At 70.5% G+C, this 16280-nt stretch carries 20 protein-coding genes; 9 read left to right on the top strand and 11 right to left on the bottom strand.

Annotated elements, in window-relative coordinates:
* Positions 1–2: 2 nt before the first annotated feature.
* Positions 3–761 carry a PIG-L family deacetylase gene (locus ACQP2O_RS41860; RefSeq protein WP_433174755.1) on the bottom strand — a complete coding sequence of 253 codons (759 nt, stop codon included), beginning with the start codon at positions 759–761 and terminating at the stop codon, positions 3–5.
* Positions 762–1149: 388 nt separating this feature from the next.
* Here ACQP2O_RS41860 and ACQP2O_RS41855 point away from each other — a divergent pair, with 388 nt between their 5' ends.
* Positions 1150–2007 carry a hypothetical protein gene (locus ACQP2O_RS41855; RefSeq protein WP_433174754.1) on the top strand — a complete coding sequence of 286 codons (858 nt, stop codon included), beginning with the start codon at positions 1150–1152 and terminating at the stop codon, positions 2005–2007.
* A gap of 4 nt (positions 2008–2011) precedes the next feature.
* Here the strand turns inward: ACQP2O_RS41855 and ACQP2O_RS41850 are convergent, their stop codons facing one another.
* The 5 genes from ACQP2O_RS41850 to ACQP2O_RS41830 all read right to left on the bottom strand — a co-directional run bounded on the left by ACQP2O_RS41850 (position 2012) and on the right by ACQP2O_RS41830 (position 4554).
* A complete protein-coding gene (locus tag ACQP2O_RS41850) occupies positions 2012–2596 on the bottom strand; it encodes a TetR/AcrR family transcriptional regulator (protein WP_433174753.1) in 585 nt (194 codons plus the stop codon).
* Between the two features lie 2 nt (positions 2597–2598).
* Positions 2599–3243, bottom strand: coding sequence for a hypothetical protein (locus ACQP2O_RS41845; RefSeq protein WP_433174752.1), 645 nt, complete (start codon positions 3241–3243; stop codon positions 2599–2601).
* Between the two features lie 99 nt (positions 3244–3342).
* The gene (locus ACQP2O_RS41840) at positions 3343–3798 is read right to left on the bottom strand and encodes a DUF1348 family protein (protein WP_433174751.1); all 456 of its coding nucleotides are present in this window, start codon (positions 3796–3798) and stop codon (positions 3343–3345) included.
* Positions 3799–3878: 80 nt separating this feature from the next.
* Complete coding sequence (locus ACQP2O_RS41835) at positions 3879–4187, bottom strand: hypothetical protein (RefSeq protein WP_433174750.1); 309 nt, start codon at positions 4185–4187, stop codon at positions 3879–3881.
* A gap of 1 nt (position 4188) precedes the next feature.
* Complete coding sequence (locus ACQP2O_RS41830; RefSeq protein WP_433174749.1) at positions 4189–4554, bottom strand: hypothetical protein; 366 nt, start codon at positions 4552–4554, stop codon at positions 4189–4191.
* A 149-nt stretch (positions 4555–4703) separates the two neighbouring features.
* Between ACQP2O_RS41830 and ACQP2O_RS41825 the strand changes: the two genes are divergently transcribed.
* Together ACQP2O_RS41825 and ACQP2O_RS41820 are read left to right on the top strand one after the other, a co-directional pair.
* Complete coding sequence (locus ACQP2O_RS41825) at positions 4704–5837, top strand: helix-turn-helix domain-containing protein (RefSeq protein WP_433174748.1); 1134 nt, start codon at positions 4704–4706, stop codon at positions 5835–5837.
* Positions 5838–5986: 149 nt separating this feature from the next.
* Positions 5987–6781: a MarR family winged helix-turn-helix transcriptional regulator gene (locus ACQP2O_RS41820; protein WP_433174747.1), complete on the top strand. Its 795-nt coding sequence runs from the start codon at positions 5987–5989 to the stop codon at positions 6779–6781.
* 91 nt (positions 6782–6872) lie between these two features.
* Here ACQP2O_RS41820 and ACQP2O_RS41815 read toward each other — a convergent pair whose 3' ends face one another.
* On the bottom strand, positions 6873–7823 hold the full coding sequence (locus tag ACQP2O_RS41815; protein WP_433174746.1) for a helix-turn-helix domain-containing protein: 951 nt from the start codon (positions 7821–7823) through the stop codon (positions 6873–6875).
* Between ACQP2O_RS41815 and ACQP2O_RS41810 the strand changes: the two genes are divergently transcribed.
* Complete coding sequence (locus ACQP2O_RS41810; protein WP_433174745.1) at positions 7822–9006, top strand: MFS transporter; 1185 nt, start codon at positions 7822–7824, stop codon at positions 9004–9006. The two genes, ACQP2O_RS41815 and ACQP2O_RS41810, sit on opposite strands and share 2 nt — an antisense overlap.
* Before the next feature lie 17 nt (positions 9007–9023).
* Here ACQP2O_RS41810 and ACQP2O_RS41805 read toward each other — a convergent pair whose 3' ends face one another.
* Positions 9024–9623, bottom strand: a complete 600-nt coding sequence (locus tag ACQP2O_RS41805; RefSeq protein ID WP_433174744.1) for a helix-turn-helix domain-containing protein — start codon at positions 9621–9623, stop codon at positions 9024–9026.
* 77 nt (positions 9624–9700) lie between these two features.
* On the opposite strand from ACQP2O_RS41805, the gene ACQP2O_RS41800 reads away from it, so the two are divergent.
* Positions 9701–10720, top strand: a complete 1020-nt coding sequence (locus ACQP2O_RS41800) for an NAD(P)/FAD-dependent oxidoreductase (protein WP_433174743.1) — start codon at positions 9701–9703, stop codon at positions 10718–10720.
* Between the two features lie 20 nt (positions 10721–10740).
* Positions 10741–11373, top strand: coding sequence for a class I SAM-dependent methyltransferase (locus tag ACQP2O_RS41795; protein WP_433174742.1), 633 nt, complete (start codon positions 10741–10743; stop codon positions 11371–11373).
* A 32-nt stretch (positions 11374–11405) separates the two neighbouring features.
* On the opposite strand, the gene ACQP2O_RS41790 is transcribed toward ACQP2O_RS41795, so the two are convergent.
* On the bottom strand, positions 11406–11924 hold the full coding sequence (locus ACQP2O_RS41790; protein ID WP_433174741.1) for a MerR family DNA-binding transcriptional regulator: 519 nt from the start codon (positions 11922–11924) through the stop codon (positions 11406–11408).
* Positions 11925–11933: 9 nt separating this feature from the next.
* Here ACQP2O_RS41790 and ACQP2O_RS41785 point away from each other — a divergent pair, with 9 nt between their 5' ends.
* Positions 11934–12641, top strand: a complete 708-nt coding sequence (locus tag ACQP2O_RS41785; protein ID WP_433174740.1) for a class I SAM-dependent methyltransferase — start codon at positions 11934–11936, stop codon at positions 12639–12641.
* Between the two features lie 151 nt (positions 12642–12792).
* On the opposite strand, the gene ACQP2O_RS41780 is transcribed toward ACQP2O_RS41785, so the two are convergent.
* Positions 12793–13242 carry a carboxymuconolactone decarboxylase family protein gene (locus ACQP2O_RS41780; protein ID WP_433174739.1) on the bottom strand — a complete coding sequence of 150 codons (450 nt, stop codon included), beginning with the start codon at positions 13240–13242 and terminating at the stop codon, positions 12793–12795.
* Between the two features lie 143 nt (positions 13243–13385).
* Between ACQP2O_RS41780 and ACQP2O_RS41775 the strand changes: the two genes are divergently transcribed.
* A complete protein-coding gene (locus tag ACQP2O_RS41775) occupies positions 13386–14258 on the top strand; it encodes a sigma-70 family RNA polymerase sigma factor (RefSeq protein WP_433174738.1) in 873 nt (290 codons plus the stop codon).
* Positions 14259–14292: 34 nt separating this feature from the next.
* On the opposite strand, the gene ACQP2O_RS41770 is transcribed toward ACQP2O_RS41775, so the two are convergent.
* On the bottom strand, positions 14293–14985 hold the full coding sequence (locus tag ACQP2O_RS41770; RefSeq protein WP_433174737.1) for a GntR family transcriptional regulator: 693 nt from the start codon (positions 14983–14985) through the stop codon (positions 14293–14295).
* Positions 14986–15217: 232 nt separating this feature from the next.
* On the opposite strand from ACQP2O_RS41770, the gene ACQP2O_RS41765 reads away from it, so the two are divergent.
* The gene (locus tag ACQP2O_RS41765) at positions 15218–16279 is read left to right on the top strand and encodes a sugar ABC transporter substrate-binding protein (protein ID WP_433174736.1); all 1062 of its coding nucleotides are present in this window, start codon (positions 15218–15220) and stop codon (positions 16277–16279) included.
* The last annotated feature ends 1 nt before the right edge of the window (position 16280 follow it).

The following is a 16280-nucleotide window of genomic DNA, read 5'->3' as shown; positions in this document are numbered from 1 at the left end:
TGCTAGATCAGATCGGCGCTCCGCGGCGCGACGAGGTCCCGGCGGATGTACCACTCGGTGGCGAGCAGACGCTCGCGCTCCTCATCCGGCAGGCCCGCGAACATCGCGGGCCCCGCCCCGCGCTCGGCCTCCGACTCGTGCGCCTGGAACGCCTCCCACTTGCGGTCCGCCCAGGCTCGTACGTCGACCGTCGTGGTGACCTGCTCGTCGGGCGTTCCCGGCAGGACCTGACCGGCCTCGGGCGGGGCACCGAAGATCTTCTCCCACTCGGCGCGCACGACCGACTGGGGGATGGTCACGAGGTACAGCGTCCGCGCCTGCCAGGGCTCACCGGCCTCCGGGTACAGCTGCTCGTACGCAGCCGCCTCGACCGCGGCCAGGGTCGCGCGGTGCGCCCGTACGTGGTCCGGGTGCCCGTAGCCACCGAAGGCGTCATAGGTGACCACGACGTCCGGCCGGAACTCACGGATGTGCCCGACCAGCCGCCCCACCGCCCCGTCGACGTCGGCCTCGACGAACCGCTCGTCTCCTCCCGACTCGTTCGCGCCCGCGTCGGAGTAGCCAAGCAGCCGGGGCTCTCCGGCGCCCAGGATCGCCAGGGAGCGCCGCAGCTCCTCGACGCGCCGCGTCCCCTCCACCCACGTGCAGGTCACGACCCCCGTACGGACGCCGGCCTCGGCGTAGCGCGCCAGCACCCCGCCGGTCCACAGCGCCTCGTCATCGGGATGCGCGTGCACGCACAGCAGACCGGTATCCGACACGATGTCCTCCCACGATCGAGTGGATCATGATCGTAGGGGAGGCCCGGCCTGGTCTGCGGTCGCACCCGCCGTACGTCCTCCGGCGAACGCCTGTCGACCGAAGAACCGGGACCCTAGACCATCGCCGCTATCGGCGGCGATCCCCGCCTCGCGAGGATCGTCGCCATGACGGACAAGTCGTACGACGCGGGACCGGTGCCTGATGCCGGAGCACCGTCTCGGCGAGGATCGGACATGAGCGGGCGAGCGGACACCGCCGAGCACTCCCTGAGACGGCGCATCGCTCCGGCCGTCGCGCTGTTCCTCCTCGCCCCGGTCATCGGGGAGCTGCTCCTGGGCAAATCAACGGCTCGGCGAGGCGGTCGCCGCCTTCCCCCTCTTCGGCCTCATGTACGGCGGCGGCGCCCTGCTCATCCGCGAGACCGCCCGGCGGGCCGGGCGCGGACCGACGACCATGCTCATCCTCGGCGTCGCGTACGGGCTCGTCGAGGAGGGCCTGGCGGACCAGATGCTGTTCCACCGGTACTACGCCGACAACGACGCGATGGGCGACACCTACATTCCGGCGCTCGGGATGGGCGGCTGGCTGACGATCGGCGTCCTCACCATGCACGCCGTGTGGAGCACCAACGTCGGCATCACACTGATCGAGGCCCTCGTACCCGAACGCGCCGAGAGGCCCTGGCTGGGCCGGACCGGGCTCGGCGTCACCGCCGCCCTCTACGTCGTCGGCGTGGTGGTGGTCACCTGGGGCAGCTACCAGGACGAGCGGTTCTTCGCCGCGCCCGCGCAGCTGCTCGGGACCGTGGCCGCCATCGTCGCACTGGTCGTGGCGGCCTTCCGCCGGCGACCCGCGAGCGCGCTCCCCGGCACCGCGCCGCCGCCGCTGGTCGTCGGGATCGTCGCCTTCGTCGCTTCCGGCGCGTTCATGATGACCGAGGGCCTGCCGGGCTGGTGGAGCGTTGCCGCAGTCGCAGCGCTGCTCATCGTCGCGATCGCCGTGATCGGCGGCCGATGGTCCCGGCAGCGGGGCTGGGGCCGTGCGCATCGGCTCGCCCTCGCCTCGGGCGCCCTCCTGACCTACGCGTGGGTGGGCATCGGCATGCGCCCCGAATCGGGCCCGAAGAGAACCGCCGACTACATCATGAACGCCGTCCTCGCCCTCGCCGCCGTCATCCTCGTCATCATCGCCGCCCGACGATCCCGAACCACCCGTACGGCCCCGCCCGTCGCCACAGAGCGTTGAGTGACTACCGACCGGAGATCTTCTGGGATGCCAAGTCGCGGTAGGCGGTGTCGAGGGCGCTGATGAGATGGTCGAAGGTGGCGTCTAGGGACTCGGGGAGGCCGAAGCCGCCGGCCGCCTCGAGGGAGACGAGGCCGTGGCAGACCGTACGCCACATGCGGATCGCGTGGATCAGGTCCGAGCCCTCGAGGCCGTACCCGCTCAGGGCGGCTGCGGCGACGGCGACGGCCTGGTCGCTCATGTGGGTGTACTCCTGATCTCCGGGTGTCGGGGCCTGCACGCTCGCGGCGTAGCGGCCCGGATGGGCGAGGGCGTAGCTCCGGTAGGCCTTGGAGACGGCGCGCAGGCACTCCTGGCCCGTCAGCCCGACGGCCGCCCTGGTCAGGGCGTCGGTGAGCTCGCGGATGGACAGCAGGGCGACGTCTCTCTTGACGGCTTCGAGTCCGCTGACGTGCTTGTACAGGCCGGGGAGGGAGACGCGGCAGCGCTGGGCGACCGCGGCGAGGGTGAGCCGGTCCAGGCCCACCTCGTCGGCGACGGCCGCCGCTTCGGCGACGATGCGGTCGGGGGTGAGTCCAACGCGAGGCATGGTCACCGACCGTATCGTCCGAGCGCGATGCCGGTGCCGGTGATGAAGACCAGCAGCAGGATCAGGGCGGGGGCGGCCAGCAGGGCCAGGCTTTGCAGGAGGAACAGGTAGACGACGCCGCTGGCCGCGATGGAGACGGCGAGGGCGGCTCCCGTCCAGCGCAGCCAGCGGGGGAGCGCGCCCGACACGGCGGCGGCGACGCCGACGACGGCCAGGGCGAGCATCTTGACCCCGTCCAGCCGGTCGACCGCCTGGAACAACAGGTGCGCGGTGCCGGGTGCGGTCGCCCGCGACAGCGCGAGGCCGAGCACGAACTGCACCAGCGAGATCGCCGCGGCGACCACCCCGGCGACTCCGATGACCCTGGCGGCGGTGGCCGCGCCCGAACGGGAGACGGCCTTGGCCAGCAGCACCGAGACGATCGCCAGACCCGAGGCGGGCAGGCCCTCGGTGAGGGCGAACTGGACCGCCACGACGCCCTCGTGCCCCGCGATGGCGGAGACGATCTCGCTTCCCGACGCGTCGAGCTTCGGGCTCGGCGCCCCGACGGACAGCCCGGCGACCCAGGACAGCGCGTAGGCGACGCCGGTGACGGCGGGAACGGTGAGCAGGCGAGGCCGGGTGGGGGCGGTGGCCGAGACGTTCATCAGGTACTCCCTGGACGGTGCACTAGTTAATGCGACTAACTTCAAGTTAGTCGCATTAACTTTGCTCCGCAAGGGCCTTTCGCCGACCGACCCCGCCGCCTACCGCAAGGGGATGTCGTGATCGCGTTCGTCGTCGCCGCGCGGGCCGAAGATCCGCCGCTCGTCCGCCGTGATCGGGACATCGTTGATGCAGGCCTCGCGGCGGCGCATGTAGCCCTCCGCGTCGAACTCCCACTGCTCGTTGCCGTAGCTGCGCCACCACTGGCCGGAGGCGTCGCGGCACTCGTACTGGAAACGGACCGCGATCCGGTCGTCGGTGAACGCCCAGAGGCTCTTGCGCAGGGCGTACTCCAGCTCGCGCTCCCACTTGCGGGTCAGGAACGCCACGATCTCGTCGTGCCCGGTGACGAACTCGGACCTGTTGCGCCAGACCGAGTCCGGCGTGTACGCGGCGGCGACCCGCTCGGGGTCCCGGGTGTTCCAGGCGTCCTCGGCGGCCTGGACCTTCTGTCGCGCGGTCTCCTCGGTGAAGGGAGGTACGGGTGGGCGGGTCATGGGCTTCCCCCTGTTCCGGTGTGATCTCTGGCGGTCGAGCTCACTTCCGACGTTAGAAGGTCGGGCGCCGGCCCGCGGCGTCACCGCTTCTCGGATGCCGCGGTCAGCCTCTCGCGCAGCTCGAAGGCGGTCGCCGCCACTTCCGTACGGCCGCGCCCTCGTACGGCGATCCACACGCCCGCGAAGGGATCGTGGATGAATCCCCAGTGCGGGAACTCCCCGCGCAGACGGGCCAGCCACGGTGCCGCCTCGGTCCCGTACGAGTCCGCTCGCGGGGCGAAGCACCCCTGATCGACGCGAGTCTCGGCCGCCGGCGGGTCGGTTCGTCGCGGTGGGAGCCGATCCCGAACGCCGCCGCCCGCCGGGTCGTGGAAACCGGTGGACTCCACGTCATTCGTCTTCGACGCGGAGCACCTTCGCCGTGAGATCGGCCGCGTACTCGATCTCCTCGGCGGCGCACATGTGCTCGGTCTCCAGCGGCGCGTCCCGCGTCGGACCCGTCCAGCACCAGTACCACTGGAGGGACCCGTCCTCGTGCCGGCACAGCGCTACGTACTGTGACAGGCCCGGGCTCATGGCCCTGCCCATCGGGTCGTCCGTCCGCGACGCCGCCGGGTTCCACGCCACCAGCGCCCCCGTGCCGATCCGTACGGTGAGGCCGCGTTCGGTCAGTGCCGCGCCCAGCTCGTCCAGCCGGGCCTTGACCAGCTGGACCCGGTCCATGGACGTCGCGGCGTCCAGATCTTCTCCCTGCACCGATCCCGCCTTTCGATCACCTACTCCGACCGGCGCGATCGACATTTTCTATTTCGATCACTCCCGGTCGTGTCCGCTGTTGACTCATCGTTTCGGCCACTATCAGTAATCGGGTAGTGCGGCATCGCGATCGGCTATAGCCTGCGGCCGTGGAAGCGCGGAGCCTGGGTCAAGCCCTTAAATTGATCATGAAAAGCCGCGAGTGGACTCAGACAGAACTCGCCCGCGAGCTGGGCGTCTCCCAGGTCTGGGTCTCGCAGGTCTCGCGCGAACAGCGCGATACAGGGATCATTAAGGCAAGTCGGCTTCTAGCGCGCGTAGGCTGGGAGCTGCGCATAACGCCCATAGGGGAGGAAGACGATCCGGTGAAGCGGAGATCATTCATCGCCGCAGCGGCATCCGTCACACTCGTGCCGTCGGCGAAGACCGGTCCCTATCAAGATCCGGACTACCTGCGCGCCCTCGCGACACAGCTCCGCGAGACGCGAAACGAAATAGGGGGCGTTCCCCTGGTGTCGGTCGCCGTACGACATCTGGGGAAGATCGCGCAAGCGATCAATGTGCGCGATCGTAACCTTCAGCTTGCGGCGGCCGGCCTGGCACGCGCGGCCGCACACGTTCTGCATGACGCTCGGCTGTACGGCAAGGCGGAGAATGCCGGAAATCTTGCGCTCGTGCTGGCGCAAAGGGCGGAACACGTCGATGATACGGCCAACGCATACGAGTTGATGTGTCAGGTGAGCTCCTATCGAGGCGATTACCGCCGGGCCGCCATGTATGCGCAACGCGGTCTTGCCCTACCCGCACTCACCGACGAGTCCAAGGCGCGGCTGAGTGTTCGGCTCGGCGTCAGTCTCGCCAAGATCAATGCTCCTGGCGCCGAGCGAAAGTCGCGTCACATGCTCGATGCGGCGCATGAATTCGACGGCTCCTCGCCAGGAGCCGCGGCAATGATCACTGGAAGCTCCGGCATTGTCCTCAGTCGCTTCGGGCGTCATGAAGAAGCGGGTGACTCTCTCGACGAAGCGGTACGTTATTTCGAGGGAATCCCGCTTATGCGGGGGTTGTGGATCGGGGAAAGTGTGCAGGCTTCCATGCGGGCGGCTGACCCGGCCAAAGCGGCGGCCCTGATGCATACCTTGGCGCGAATCAGCCCGCTGATAACATCTTCCCATTTCGATCAGAAGGCGAACGAAATCATCGCGGGTTCCGCTCGATGGGCGAGCGTTCCGGAGATGCGGGACGCGCGTGAGCAACTGCGGGCGGCGACCGAGTCCGTGTGACACCCCGACGCTGCTCGGCAGAATCGACCTTAGTTGTCGGATCCGGGCCGCGTCGTTCGTAGCCAGGGTGAGAGGCCGCCCACGAGGGTGCGGTCACGGACCACAGGAGATGCCGACCGATGCCGCACCCACAGGCCAAGGTTCACCGCATGTTCGAGCTCGTCGAGCCGATCGCCACCGTCACCTTCTCCGAGGTGCCGAACGAGGCGTTCCTGGCCCTCGGCATGCGCAACTACTGGGACGGATACTTCGCGGGCCGCGCCGCGCCACTGGGGCCGGCACCGGCCGAGGTGGTGCACGCGGTCTTCTACAACTTCGCCGACGGCGAGGTGGCGCGCCACATCCCGTGGGTCTGGGGGAAGACCACCCCGGAGGAGGCGATCGCCGTGCGCGAGCGGGGCAGCGCCACCGCGCTGCGGCAGATGCTCGGGGAGCTCGCCGACTCCCCCGGTCTGGTGCGGGTCGCCGACCTCGCCACTCGAGCGGCGGTCAGCGCGCCGACCGAGGGCCGAGTGCTGTACGCCGGGCTCCGGGCGCTCGACGTGCCCGAGGAGCCGGTGGCCCGGCTCTGGCACGCGGCCACGCTGCTGCGGGAGCACCGCGGGGACGGCCACAACGCCGCCCTCGTCGCCCACGGCATCGGCGGCACCGAGGCCCACGTTCTCCTCGCTCTCTCCCTCGGAATGCGGGCGGAGGAGTTCGGCCGGATCCACCACCTGCCCAAGGCACAGCTGGCCGCTGTCGTCGACGGGCTGCGCGGCCGCGGCCTCGTGGACGCCGCCGGCGGGTTCACCGACGCAGGCCGGGAGACCAAGGAGCGGATCGAGGCCCTCACCGACGAGCTGGCGGCGCCGGCCTACGACGTGCTCAGCGCGGACGAGCTCAACGAGCTGGTCGCGGGGCTCGAGCCGATCGCCGCCGCGGTGCAGGCCGCCGACGACTGAGCCGGCGCATCAGGCGACGGCCACGACCCTCAGCTCGGCCACCGAGGTGAGCACGTCGTTCGGGGAGTCGTCGAACTCTGATCTCGGGGTGTCATGAGATGGATCGGAGCCGGCCGTGGGGCGAGCGGTGGAGTTGGTCGATGGCCTGGGCCGTCTGTTCGTCCGCGGGGAGGAAGACGACGAGCTGTTGGTCGTCCGTGGGGAGTTCGAGCGTCTCGCGGAGCAGCTGAAGCTCGTGCCCGGCTGGATGGTTGAGCCGGAGAGTTCCACGTCGCGGCACCACGTGGCGGTTCAGGCGGCGGGTGAAGTCGGGGCCGGCGACGGGGGTGAGCTCGGCGGTGAGCCACTCGAGGTTCTCGACGGATGGCGCGAGCCACAGGTCGAAGGCCTGCTCGTCCGCGATGTCGTCCCAGTCGGTGAAGAACGTCCGCGCGCGGGGGTCGGTGAAGACGTAGCGTGTGAGGTTCGGCGGGGCGGCGTCGAGCAGTCCGGTTCCGCTGGTGACCGACTCGTAGCCGCTGGTATGGGCGAGGACGTCGCCCAGCCGGTTCGTCACGATGGCGATGCCCGGTTCAAGGAGGCGGAGTGTCTTCAGTACGGACGGTCGCACCTGTCGGGGCGGTGGTGTGGGCCGGAAGTGGGCGGAACATACGTCGCCGGTGATCTTCGCGAGGTAGCGCAGGTGGTTGCGCTCCGAGGGGGCGAGGCTGAGCGCGTCGGCGAGCGCGTTGATGACCGCTGTCGACGGATTGCGGTCGCGGCCCTGCTCGATGCGGGTCAGGTATTCGACGCTGATGCCGGCCCGCGCGGCGAGATCCAGGCGGCGTAGACCGGGTGACCGGCGGCGGCCGCGGTCCGGCAGTCCCAGGGATTCCGGCTGGATACTGTCGCGCTTGGCTCGGACGAACTTCCCCAACGGCGTACCCACGCCGTGAGCGTACGGCGCTGCGCGCTGATCGAGCAGTGCCGAGGGTGGCCTCTTGGGGGCCAGTCTGAGCACGGTCTGGTTGTCGCGACGGTGCGGCTCGATCGTGGTGCGCATGGTGAACAGGTCGAGGCGACGTTCCGGTCAGGCGTTGCTGGTGTGGGGATTGCTGGTGGTGGCGGCGAACCTACGGGCGAGTTTGACTGGTGTCGGGCCGTTGCTGGATCGCGTCCAGGCCGATCTGACGTTGGCCCCGGCCGTGGCGGGCCTGCTGAACACGCTGCCGTTGCTGGCGTTCGCGGCACTGTCTCCGATGGTTCCGCGACTGGCCGGGCGGTGGGGACCCGAGCGGCTGCTCGGTGGTGCGCTCGTGGTGCTGACGCTGGGGATCGCGGTCCGGTGGGTGCCGACGGCCTTCGCTCTGTTCGCGGGAACCGCGCTGATCGGAGCGGGAATCGCCGTGGGGAACGTGCTGCTGCCGAGCCTGATCAAGCGCGACTTCCCGGCCAGAGTGGGACTGCTGACCAGCGCGTACGCCACCGTGATGGGGGGCGTCGCCGCGGTGGCCTCCGGGGTAGCGGTGCCGATCGGTCAGGTCGCCCCTGGCGGTTGGTACACCGCGTTGGGCTGCTGGATCGTGCTCGCGCTGATGGCCATCGTGCTGTGGCTCCCGCAGATGCGGACTCCGCGGCCGGTCTCGGAGGCGGTTCGCGGACACCGGTTGCCGTGGGGATCGGCGCTGGCGTGGGCGGTCACGGCGTTCATGGGCTTGCAGTCGCTGGGCTTCTATGTCGTCGTAACGTGGTTGCCTCAGGTGTTCCAGGACAGTGGAGTGAGTGCGGCCGCGGCGGGATGGCTGCTGTTCCTGTTCCAGGCGGTCGCGGTGTCGACCAGCCTGGCGGTGCCCGCCGTGCTGCGGTGGGCGCGTGACCAACGCGCGGTGGCGACGGTGAGCTCGGCGGTCGTACTCGCCGGTTACCTCGGACTTCTGGTGGCGCCGGGATGGGCGTTGCTGTGGAGTGTGGTCCTCGGGCTGGGCGGCGGAGCCTGCCTGGTGCTCGCGTTGGCGTTCTTCAGTCTGCGCGCCCAGGACGCGGCCGTGGCGGGCGCGTTGTCAGCGATGGCGCAGTCGATCGGTTACCTGCTGGCCGCCGCGGGACCGGTGATCTTCGGGCTGCTGCACACCGTCAGTTCCGGCTGGCAGGCATCGATCATCCTGATGTGCGTCGCTGCGGCCGGCCAGGTGATCGTCGCGATGGTGGCCGGCCGGGGCACGGTGCGAACTGTGAGCGCGAAATGACGGCGCGACCCGTACGGTCATCGTTCGGGTCGGTCCTTCGTCTTGGGGCGGGCGCGGAGGTGGGCGCGTTCGCCCTGGGTGCCGAACAGGCTGAGGAACTCCACCGGTTCGGGGCCGACCGCGCCGAACCAGTGCGGTACGCGGGTGTCGAACTCGGCGGCCTCGCCCGGTGAGAGGATCAGGTCCTGGTCACCGAGGATGACCCGCAGCCGTCCGTTGAGGACGTAGAGCCAGTCGTAGCCCTCGTGGGTCCGCGGCTCGGGCTCCCGGCGAGAGCTGTCGGCAGGGATGATCAGCTTGTACGCCTGGATGCCCCCGGCTCGGCGGGTCAGGGGCAGCATGGTCATGCCGTGGCGGGTGACCGGTCGCAGGTGGACGCGTGGGTCTCCGGTCTGAGGGGCGTCAACGAGCTCGTCGAGCGTGACGCCGTACGCCTTGGCCAGGGGGAGCAGGAGCTCGAGGGTGGGCCGGCGGGCACCGGACTCCAGCCGGGACAGGGTGCTCACCGAGATGCCGGTCGCCGCCGACAGATCGGCCAGGGTGGTCTCGCGCTCCCGGCGCAGCGTGCGCAGCCGGGGTCCGACTGCGGCGAGCGCCTGGTCGAGGTCGTCGTCCATGCCACCAGTTTGCCATAACGGCAACGGAGTTTGCGGAGACCGCCGATGGGACTGCATCGTCGTTCCCGGAGGTGGTCATGGTGACCGATCGGCTGAGGGACGGCTATGACGTGGTGGTCGTCGGCGGTGGTGCCGCGGGACTGAGCGGGGCGCTGATGCTGGCCCGCTCACGGCGGTCGGTGGTGGTGATCGACGGCGGCTCCCCGCGCAACGCCCCGGCGGCGGGCGTGCACGGGTTCCTGTCGCGGGACGGGGTCCCGCCGGCGGAACTGCTGGAGCAGGGCCGGGCGGAGGTTCGCGGCTATGGCGGCCAGGTGGTGCCCGGCGAGGTCGAGACCGTGGTGCGCGAGGGCGACGGGTTCGCGGTGACGCTGGCCGATGGCTGGACGGTCCGTGCCCGACGGCTGCTGGTCGCCACCGGGCTGGTCGACGAGCTGCCGGACATACCGGGACTGCGCGCTCGCTGGGGGCGGGACGTCGTGCACTGCCCGTACTGCCACGGCTGGGAGGTCCGGGACCAGGCGATCGGCGTGCTGGCCACCGGGCCGATGTCGGTGCACCAGGCGTTGATGTTCCGGCAGCTGAGCGACGATGTCACCTTCTTCTCCCACACCACGCCGCCGACCGCCGAGGAGGCGGAGCAGCTGGCCGCGCGCGGCATCGGCGTGGTGGACGGCGAGGTGGCGTCTCTGGAGATCGTCGACGACCGCCTCGTGGGAGTACGGCTGAGCGACGGCACGGTGGTCGCCCGTGAGGCGTTGGCGGTCGCGACGCGGATGACGGCGCGCGCCGGCTTCCTGGCCGCGCTCGGACTGCGGCCGGTCGAACACCCGATGGGGATCGGGGCGAGCATCCCCGCCGACGCGACCGGCCGTACGGACGTGCCCGGCGTGTGGGTCGCGGGCAACGTCACCGACCCGGTCGCCCAGGTCGTCTCCTCCGCGTCCGCGGGCGCCGGAGCGGGGGCCCAGATCAACGCCGACCTGATCGCCGAGGAGACCCGCCGGGCGGTCGCCGCGCATCGGGACCCGTTCTCGGCGGAGAACGAAGCACGTCTCTGCGAACAGGTGGCGGGCGACCGCCGCCACGGCCTGTGAACCACGGAAGGGAATCCGTCGTGTCCGAAGAGTTCGACCAGGAGTACTGGGAAGACCGTTACCGCGGCCGTACCGCGGTCTGGAGCGGGCGGCCCAACTCGCAACTGGTGGCGGAGGCCGGGGATCTGACGCCCGGCACGGCACTGGACGCGGGCTGCGGCGAGGGAGGCGACGCCGTCTGGCTCGCCTCGCGCGGCTGGCGGGTGACGGCGGTGGACTTCGCCACCACCGCGCTGAGCCGTGCCCGAGAACACGTCGAAGCCCTCGGCGACGGCATCGCCGACCGGATCGACTGGGTACCGGCCGACCTGACCGCCTGGACGCCCGCCGCGGAGCACTTCGATCTGGTCTCCACCCACTACGTGCATGTGGCGGCGTCGCGCGCGGCGCTGTTCCGCCGGCTGGCGGCGGCGGTCGCGCCGGGCGGCACGCTGCTCATCGTCGGCCACCACCCGTCGGACCTGCAGACGGTGCCGCGCCCCTTCGCACCAGAGCTGTTCTTCACGGCCGAGGAGGTCGCCGCCGACCTCGACCCCGACCGGTGGGACATCGTCGTCGCCGACGCGAGGCCCCGACCGGCCGCCGGCCATGAAAGCCATGACGGCCACGAGGTCACCGTGCACGACGCCGTCCTTCGAGCCCGCCGGCGTTGAGCAGACCGACATCACCTTCGACAGCGCCGGCGTTAGGTTGACGGATCCGGTTCGCGGAACCGTTGGTCGTGCAGCTGCTGGTGGGACTGTGCGAGCGGCCGGCCGGCGAGCCGGGCGGTGACGCCGGCGTTGAAGTTGGGGCAGTGCGTGACGTCCTCGTGGGGGCAGCGCAGCCCGTGCCGGATGGCCTCGCGGGCGGCCTGCGCCCTGGCGATCTGCTCGTCGAGTTCCGCGACCTTGCGCTGCGCGAGCTCTCTCCAGCCGGGCGTGTCGGCGCGCGATGCGAGGAGGGTCTTCTGCTCGGCGAGGGTGAACCCCGCGTCGCTGTAGAGCAGGATCGTGCCGACGACCCGGGCGGCCGACTCGGGGTAGCGGCGCTGCCCCGAGACCCTGGCGGGCGCGGGGAGCAGGCCGAGTTCTTCGTAGTAGCGCAGGGCCGAGGCGGCGACTCCCGTGCGGCGGGCCAGCTCGCCGATGGTGAGCAGGCCGCCGGGTGGGTTGACTTCAGGTGCACTTGAAGTCGTTGACTGCCGGCCATGGAAACGCGACATGAAAGAAGCATGCCACGGGCAGTGAAGCGGGCGGTGACCGCAGCTGTCGAGTACGGGGTCGGGCGCGCCGGGATCGTCGCGGTGCGTGCCCTGGACCGCGACGTCATCGGCCAGGCACATCAACCTCGCGGCGCGGCCGGGCGCGTGAACGGCTGGGTGTTCGCCCACCGCCCCTCCAACCGGCAGCGCAACCGCTGGGTGGTCTCGCTGCTCGATGTGCGGCCCGACGACAAGGTCCTGGAGATCGGCTTCGGCCCCGGCGTCGCGGTCGCGGAACTGGCCCGCGCCGGCGCAGGTCATGTGTACGGGATCGACCATTCCGACGTGATGCTCCGGCAAGCGTCCAGGCGTAACGCCGCCGCCATCCGGGCCGGCCGGGTCAGCCTGATCAGAGCCTCCGTCGATCGGCTTCCGCCCGCCCTCGACGGCCCCTTCGACGCCATCCTCGCCGTCAACTCCCTCGGGTTCTGGCCCGCGCCGGCCGAACGGCTCGCCGAACTGCGCCGACGGCTCGCACCCGCCGGACGCCTCGCCATCGTGTCCCAGCCCCGCTGCCACGGCGCCACGGCGGACACGTCCCGCAACGCCGCCCGCGAAATCGAGGACCTGCTGGGGAGCGCCGGCTTCACACAGATGAGCACCGAGACCCTCCCGCTCAGCCCGCCGGTGATCTGCGTCCTCGCCACCGGTCCGGGCCTTCCGCCTGACCGGCGGTGAGGCGAGCCGCGGTCCGGACCGGAACCGGCGGTGAGAGGAGCCGCGGTCCGGGCCGAAACGGGCGGCTCGCCGCTTCGAGGGCGATCAGCTTCTGAGCGGGACGCCTTCGTGTCGGACGCCGATCTGACGCAAGCGCGACTTCTTCGCCGCGTCAGTCCCACCTGGTTCCGGCGGGCACCCGGAAGGTGGTGTTGATGCGGTTGAAGAAGTTGGTGATCGCCACCATGAGCACCAGGGACGCGAGTTGCCGCTCGTCGTAGTGCTTCGCGGCCTCGGCCCAGATCTCGTCGGTGACCGCGCCGGGCCGGTCGGAGAGCCGGGTCGCGGCCTCGGTGAGCGCCAACGCGGCCCGCTCGGCGTCGTCGAAGAGCGGGTTCTCGTACCAGGTGGCGACGGCGAGCAGCTTCTCGACGCTGACACCGGCCTTGCCCGCGGTGCCGGCGTCGGCACAGGCGCTGCAGCCGTTGATCTGGCTCGCGCGCAGATGCACCAGCTCAAGCGTCTCACGCGGTACGCCGCCGGAGTACACCTCCTTGAATATGTGCTGGACGCCCGTCGTGATGTCGGGGTGGCTTGCCGCGTTCTGGATACGTGCTGTCATCTTTCCTCCAGGGAACGGGGTCGTTGGACCCGCGGACGGCACTACGACGTGCGGCCGCGGCGGAAGGTAACGCCGGCCCCGGAGTTACCTTCCAAGCGCGCGATGCGTCCTGGTAGTGGCACCGCCGTACGCCGAGGAGAACCATGACCGAAGAGGAAGAGCTCGCCGCGGAGTTCGAGACCCAGCGCTCCTATCTCCACGCGATCGCGTTCCGCGTGCTCGGCTCGCACGCCGACGCGGACGACGCCGTTCAGGAGGCGTGGCTGCGGCTCGCGCGGACCGGTCGCGGTGACATCGAGGACCTGCGCGGCTGGCTCACCACGGTGACCGGCCGGATCTGCCTGGACGTGCTCCGAAGGCGCGGGGTGCGGGGCGAGCAGCCGCTCGAACTCGACGTCGGCACGCTCCCGCGGGAGGTGGCCGGGGACTCCCGGATCGATCCCGAGGAGGAGGCCGTGCTCGCCGAGTCCGTCGGCCTCGCGCTGTACGTCGTCATGGACGCCCTCACTCCGGCGGAACGGGTGTCGTTCGTGCTCCACGACGTATTCGAGGTCCCGTTCGACGCGATCGCGGCCATCCTCGGCCGGAGCGCCGCGGCCACCAAGATGCTCGCCAGCCGGGCCCGGGGGCGGCTGCGATCGGGCACACCCACGGCCGACCCCCATGCCGCTGCCCGGGACGTCATCGACGCGTTCTTCGCGGCGGTCGGCAAGGGCGACGTCGAAACACTGCTGACCGTGCTCGCACCCGATGTCGAGCTGCGGGCCCAGACTCCGGAGGGGACCGCAGTCATCCGCGGCGCGGGCCAGGTCGCGGCCGGGGCGACGAGGTTCGCGCGCGGGGAGGCGCTGGCGCACCCGGTGCTCTTGGACGGCGTTCCGGGCGTTCTCATCACCATCGGCGGACGGCCGGTCACGGTCGTGGCCTTCACGGTCGCCGACGGTGTCGTCATCGCGATCCGCGCGCTGACCGCGCCGGCCCGCCTGGGCCAGATCGTTCCGTCGTGGGTCGCATGACCGTGCGTGACGGCGTTCCCTTGGTCCTCGGTCGTCAGGCGCGGCTGTCGGCGTCGTCGGGTCCGGTGCCGATCACGGTGGGAAGCAGTCGCTGTTGGGCGCGGCGGAGGTGGGTGCGCATGGTGGCCGCGGCGGCGTCGGCGTCCGCTTCGCGCAGGGCGTCGAGGACGCGCTCGTGCTCGCGGCACGTCGCATCGGTGATGCCCTCGCGGAAGTAGAGCCGATACAGGTGCGTGTGGGCGCGGAAGCGCCGCAGTGTGTCGGCCATCAGGGTGTTCCCGCCGGAGTTCGCGATGATGTCGTGGAAGAGCGCGTCCTGGTGGACGAACAGCCGCAGCGTCTCCCGGCTGCCGGCGCCGCCCTGTACCTTGCGCATCTCGGCGAGGGTGTCGGTGAGCGCTCGCAGGTCGTCCTCGCCGACCCTGGCGGCGGCGCGGCCCGCGGCGGCGGGCTCGAGCAGCAACCGCATCTCGAACAGCTCGTCGAAGTCCTTGCTGCCCATGAGCGGTGCGGCGGCATAGCCGGCGTTGGGCCGCTTGACGACCAGCCCGTCGGCTTCCAGGCGCGCCAGCGCTTCCCGTACCGGCGTCGGTGAGACGTCCAGTTCCTGGGCCAGTGTGCTGATGTTGAGCTTGGCGCCCGGTTCGAGGTCGTGGTTGACGAGCCGCTGCTCGATCGCCTCATAGACCGTGTCGGCGAGCATCTGCCGAGGCTGTATCAGCGTCATCGCCTCACCCTTCCATCTGCCTCACTGCTCCCGTCGAGACGGTAGGCCGCGCGCTGCCCGCCGGCGACACGATCGCGACGTCCACGTGCGTCACCAGATCAACGCGCATCGACGATCCTATACGATCCGTCCGATCGGCGATTGCGCTCGACGGTATTTGCCCTCTTGACGCACGCTCACCCCACCCGCATACTCCTCGGAAAATATACGATCCTTGGAAAGGTGGTGGCAGGTGAAGCGTCCACTCACCGGACGGGTGCTGCTCGTCGCCGGTCTGTCGGCCGTGGCCCTCGCGGGCTGCAGCACCCGGGGGGCGTCGAACGCCACGGGCGCGAAGGGCGCGGAGGCCAAGGTCCCGCTGTCGAGCGTGAAGGTCGCCCTCGTACCCGGTGGCGCACACCCGTACTTCCAGCCGTGGAAGACGGCCGGGCAGAAGGCCAAGACCGACTTCGGGCTCGGCCAGGTGACGTTCAACGAGACCGCCGAGTGGAACCAGGCCAAGCAGAACAGCCTGCTCGACACGCTGGCGGCTCAGGGGTACAACGCGTTCGGCATCTTCGGCGTCTCGCCGACCGACATCAACAGCACCTTCGCCGAGCTGAAGTCCAAGGGCTCCACGGTGGCCTCGCTGGGATCCTGCCCGGCCGGGGACGTCGACAAGGCCGACTTCTGCCTGGCCACCGACGTGGAGCAGGCCGCGTACAAGGCCGCGCAGGCCGACATCAAGGCCATGGGCGGCCACGGGAACCTGGTCCACCTCACCGGCAACAACGTCGACTCCAACACCCAGCGCCGGATCGCCGGCGTGAAGAAGGCGGTGGCGGAGACCAACGGGCAGGTCAAACTCCTCACGACGATCACCGACGTCGACACGGACCTGCAGACCGCGCAGCGGGCCGTCTCCGATCTGCTCACCGCGCACGGCACGCAGATCGCCGGGATCGTGACCACCGCCTACAACCCGGCCGTCGCCGCCGCGGCGGGGGTGAAGCGTAACCACCTGCCCATCAAGGTCGTCGCCATCGACGACGACCCCAAGATCCTCTCCGGAATCTCCGACGGTTCCGTGGCCGCGACCGTCACCCAGAACCCGGTCGGCCAGGCGTACGTCGGGTCGTGGGCGCTCGGCCGGCTGCGGAGCGGGGCGTGCACCGTGCGCAACCCCGGCACGGTGATCGACTCCGGCTCCTTCGTGGTCACCCGCGACAACGTGAGCACGTACGACCAGGAGCGGCAGACCAAGACGCAGCAACTCCTCACGGCTTTCAAGGACACCGTCCTGTCCTGCTCGTGAG

Origin of the sequence: Actinoallomurus sp. CA-150999 (assembly GCF_050942425.1) — a bacterium.
GTDB lineage: Bacteria > Actinomycetota > Actinomycetes > Streptosporangiales > Streptosporangiaceae > Actinoallomurus.
The sequence above is the reverse complement of the archived record's forward strand: the minus strand, read 5'-3'. Positions and strand labels throughout refer to the sequence as shown.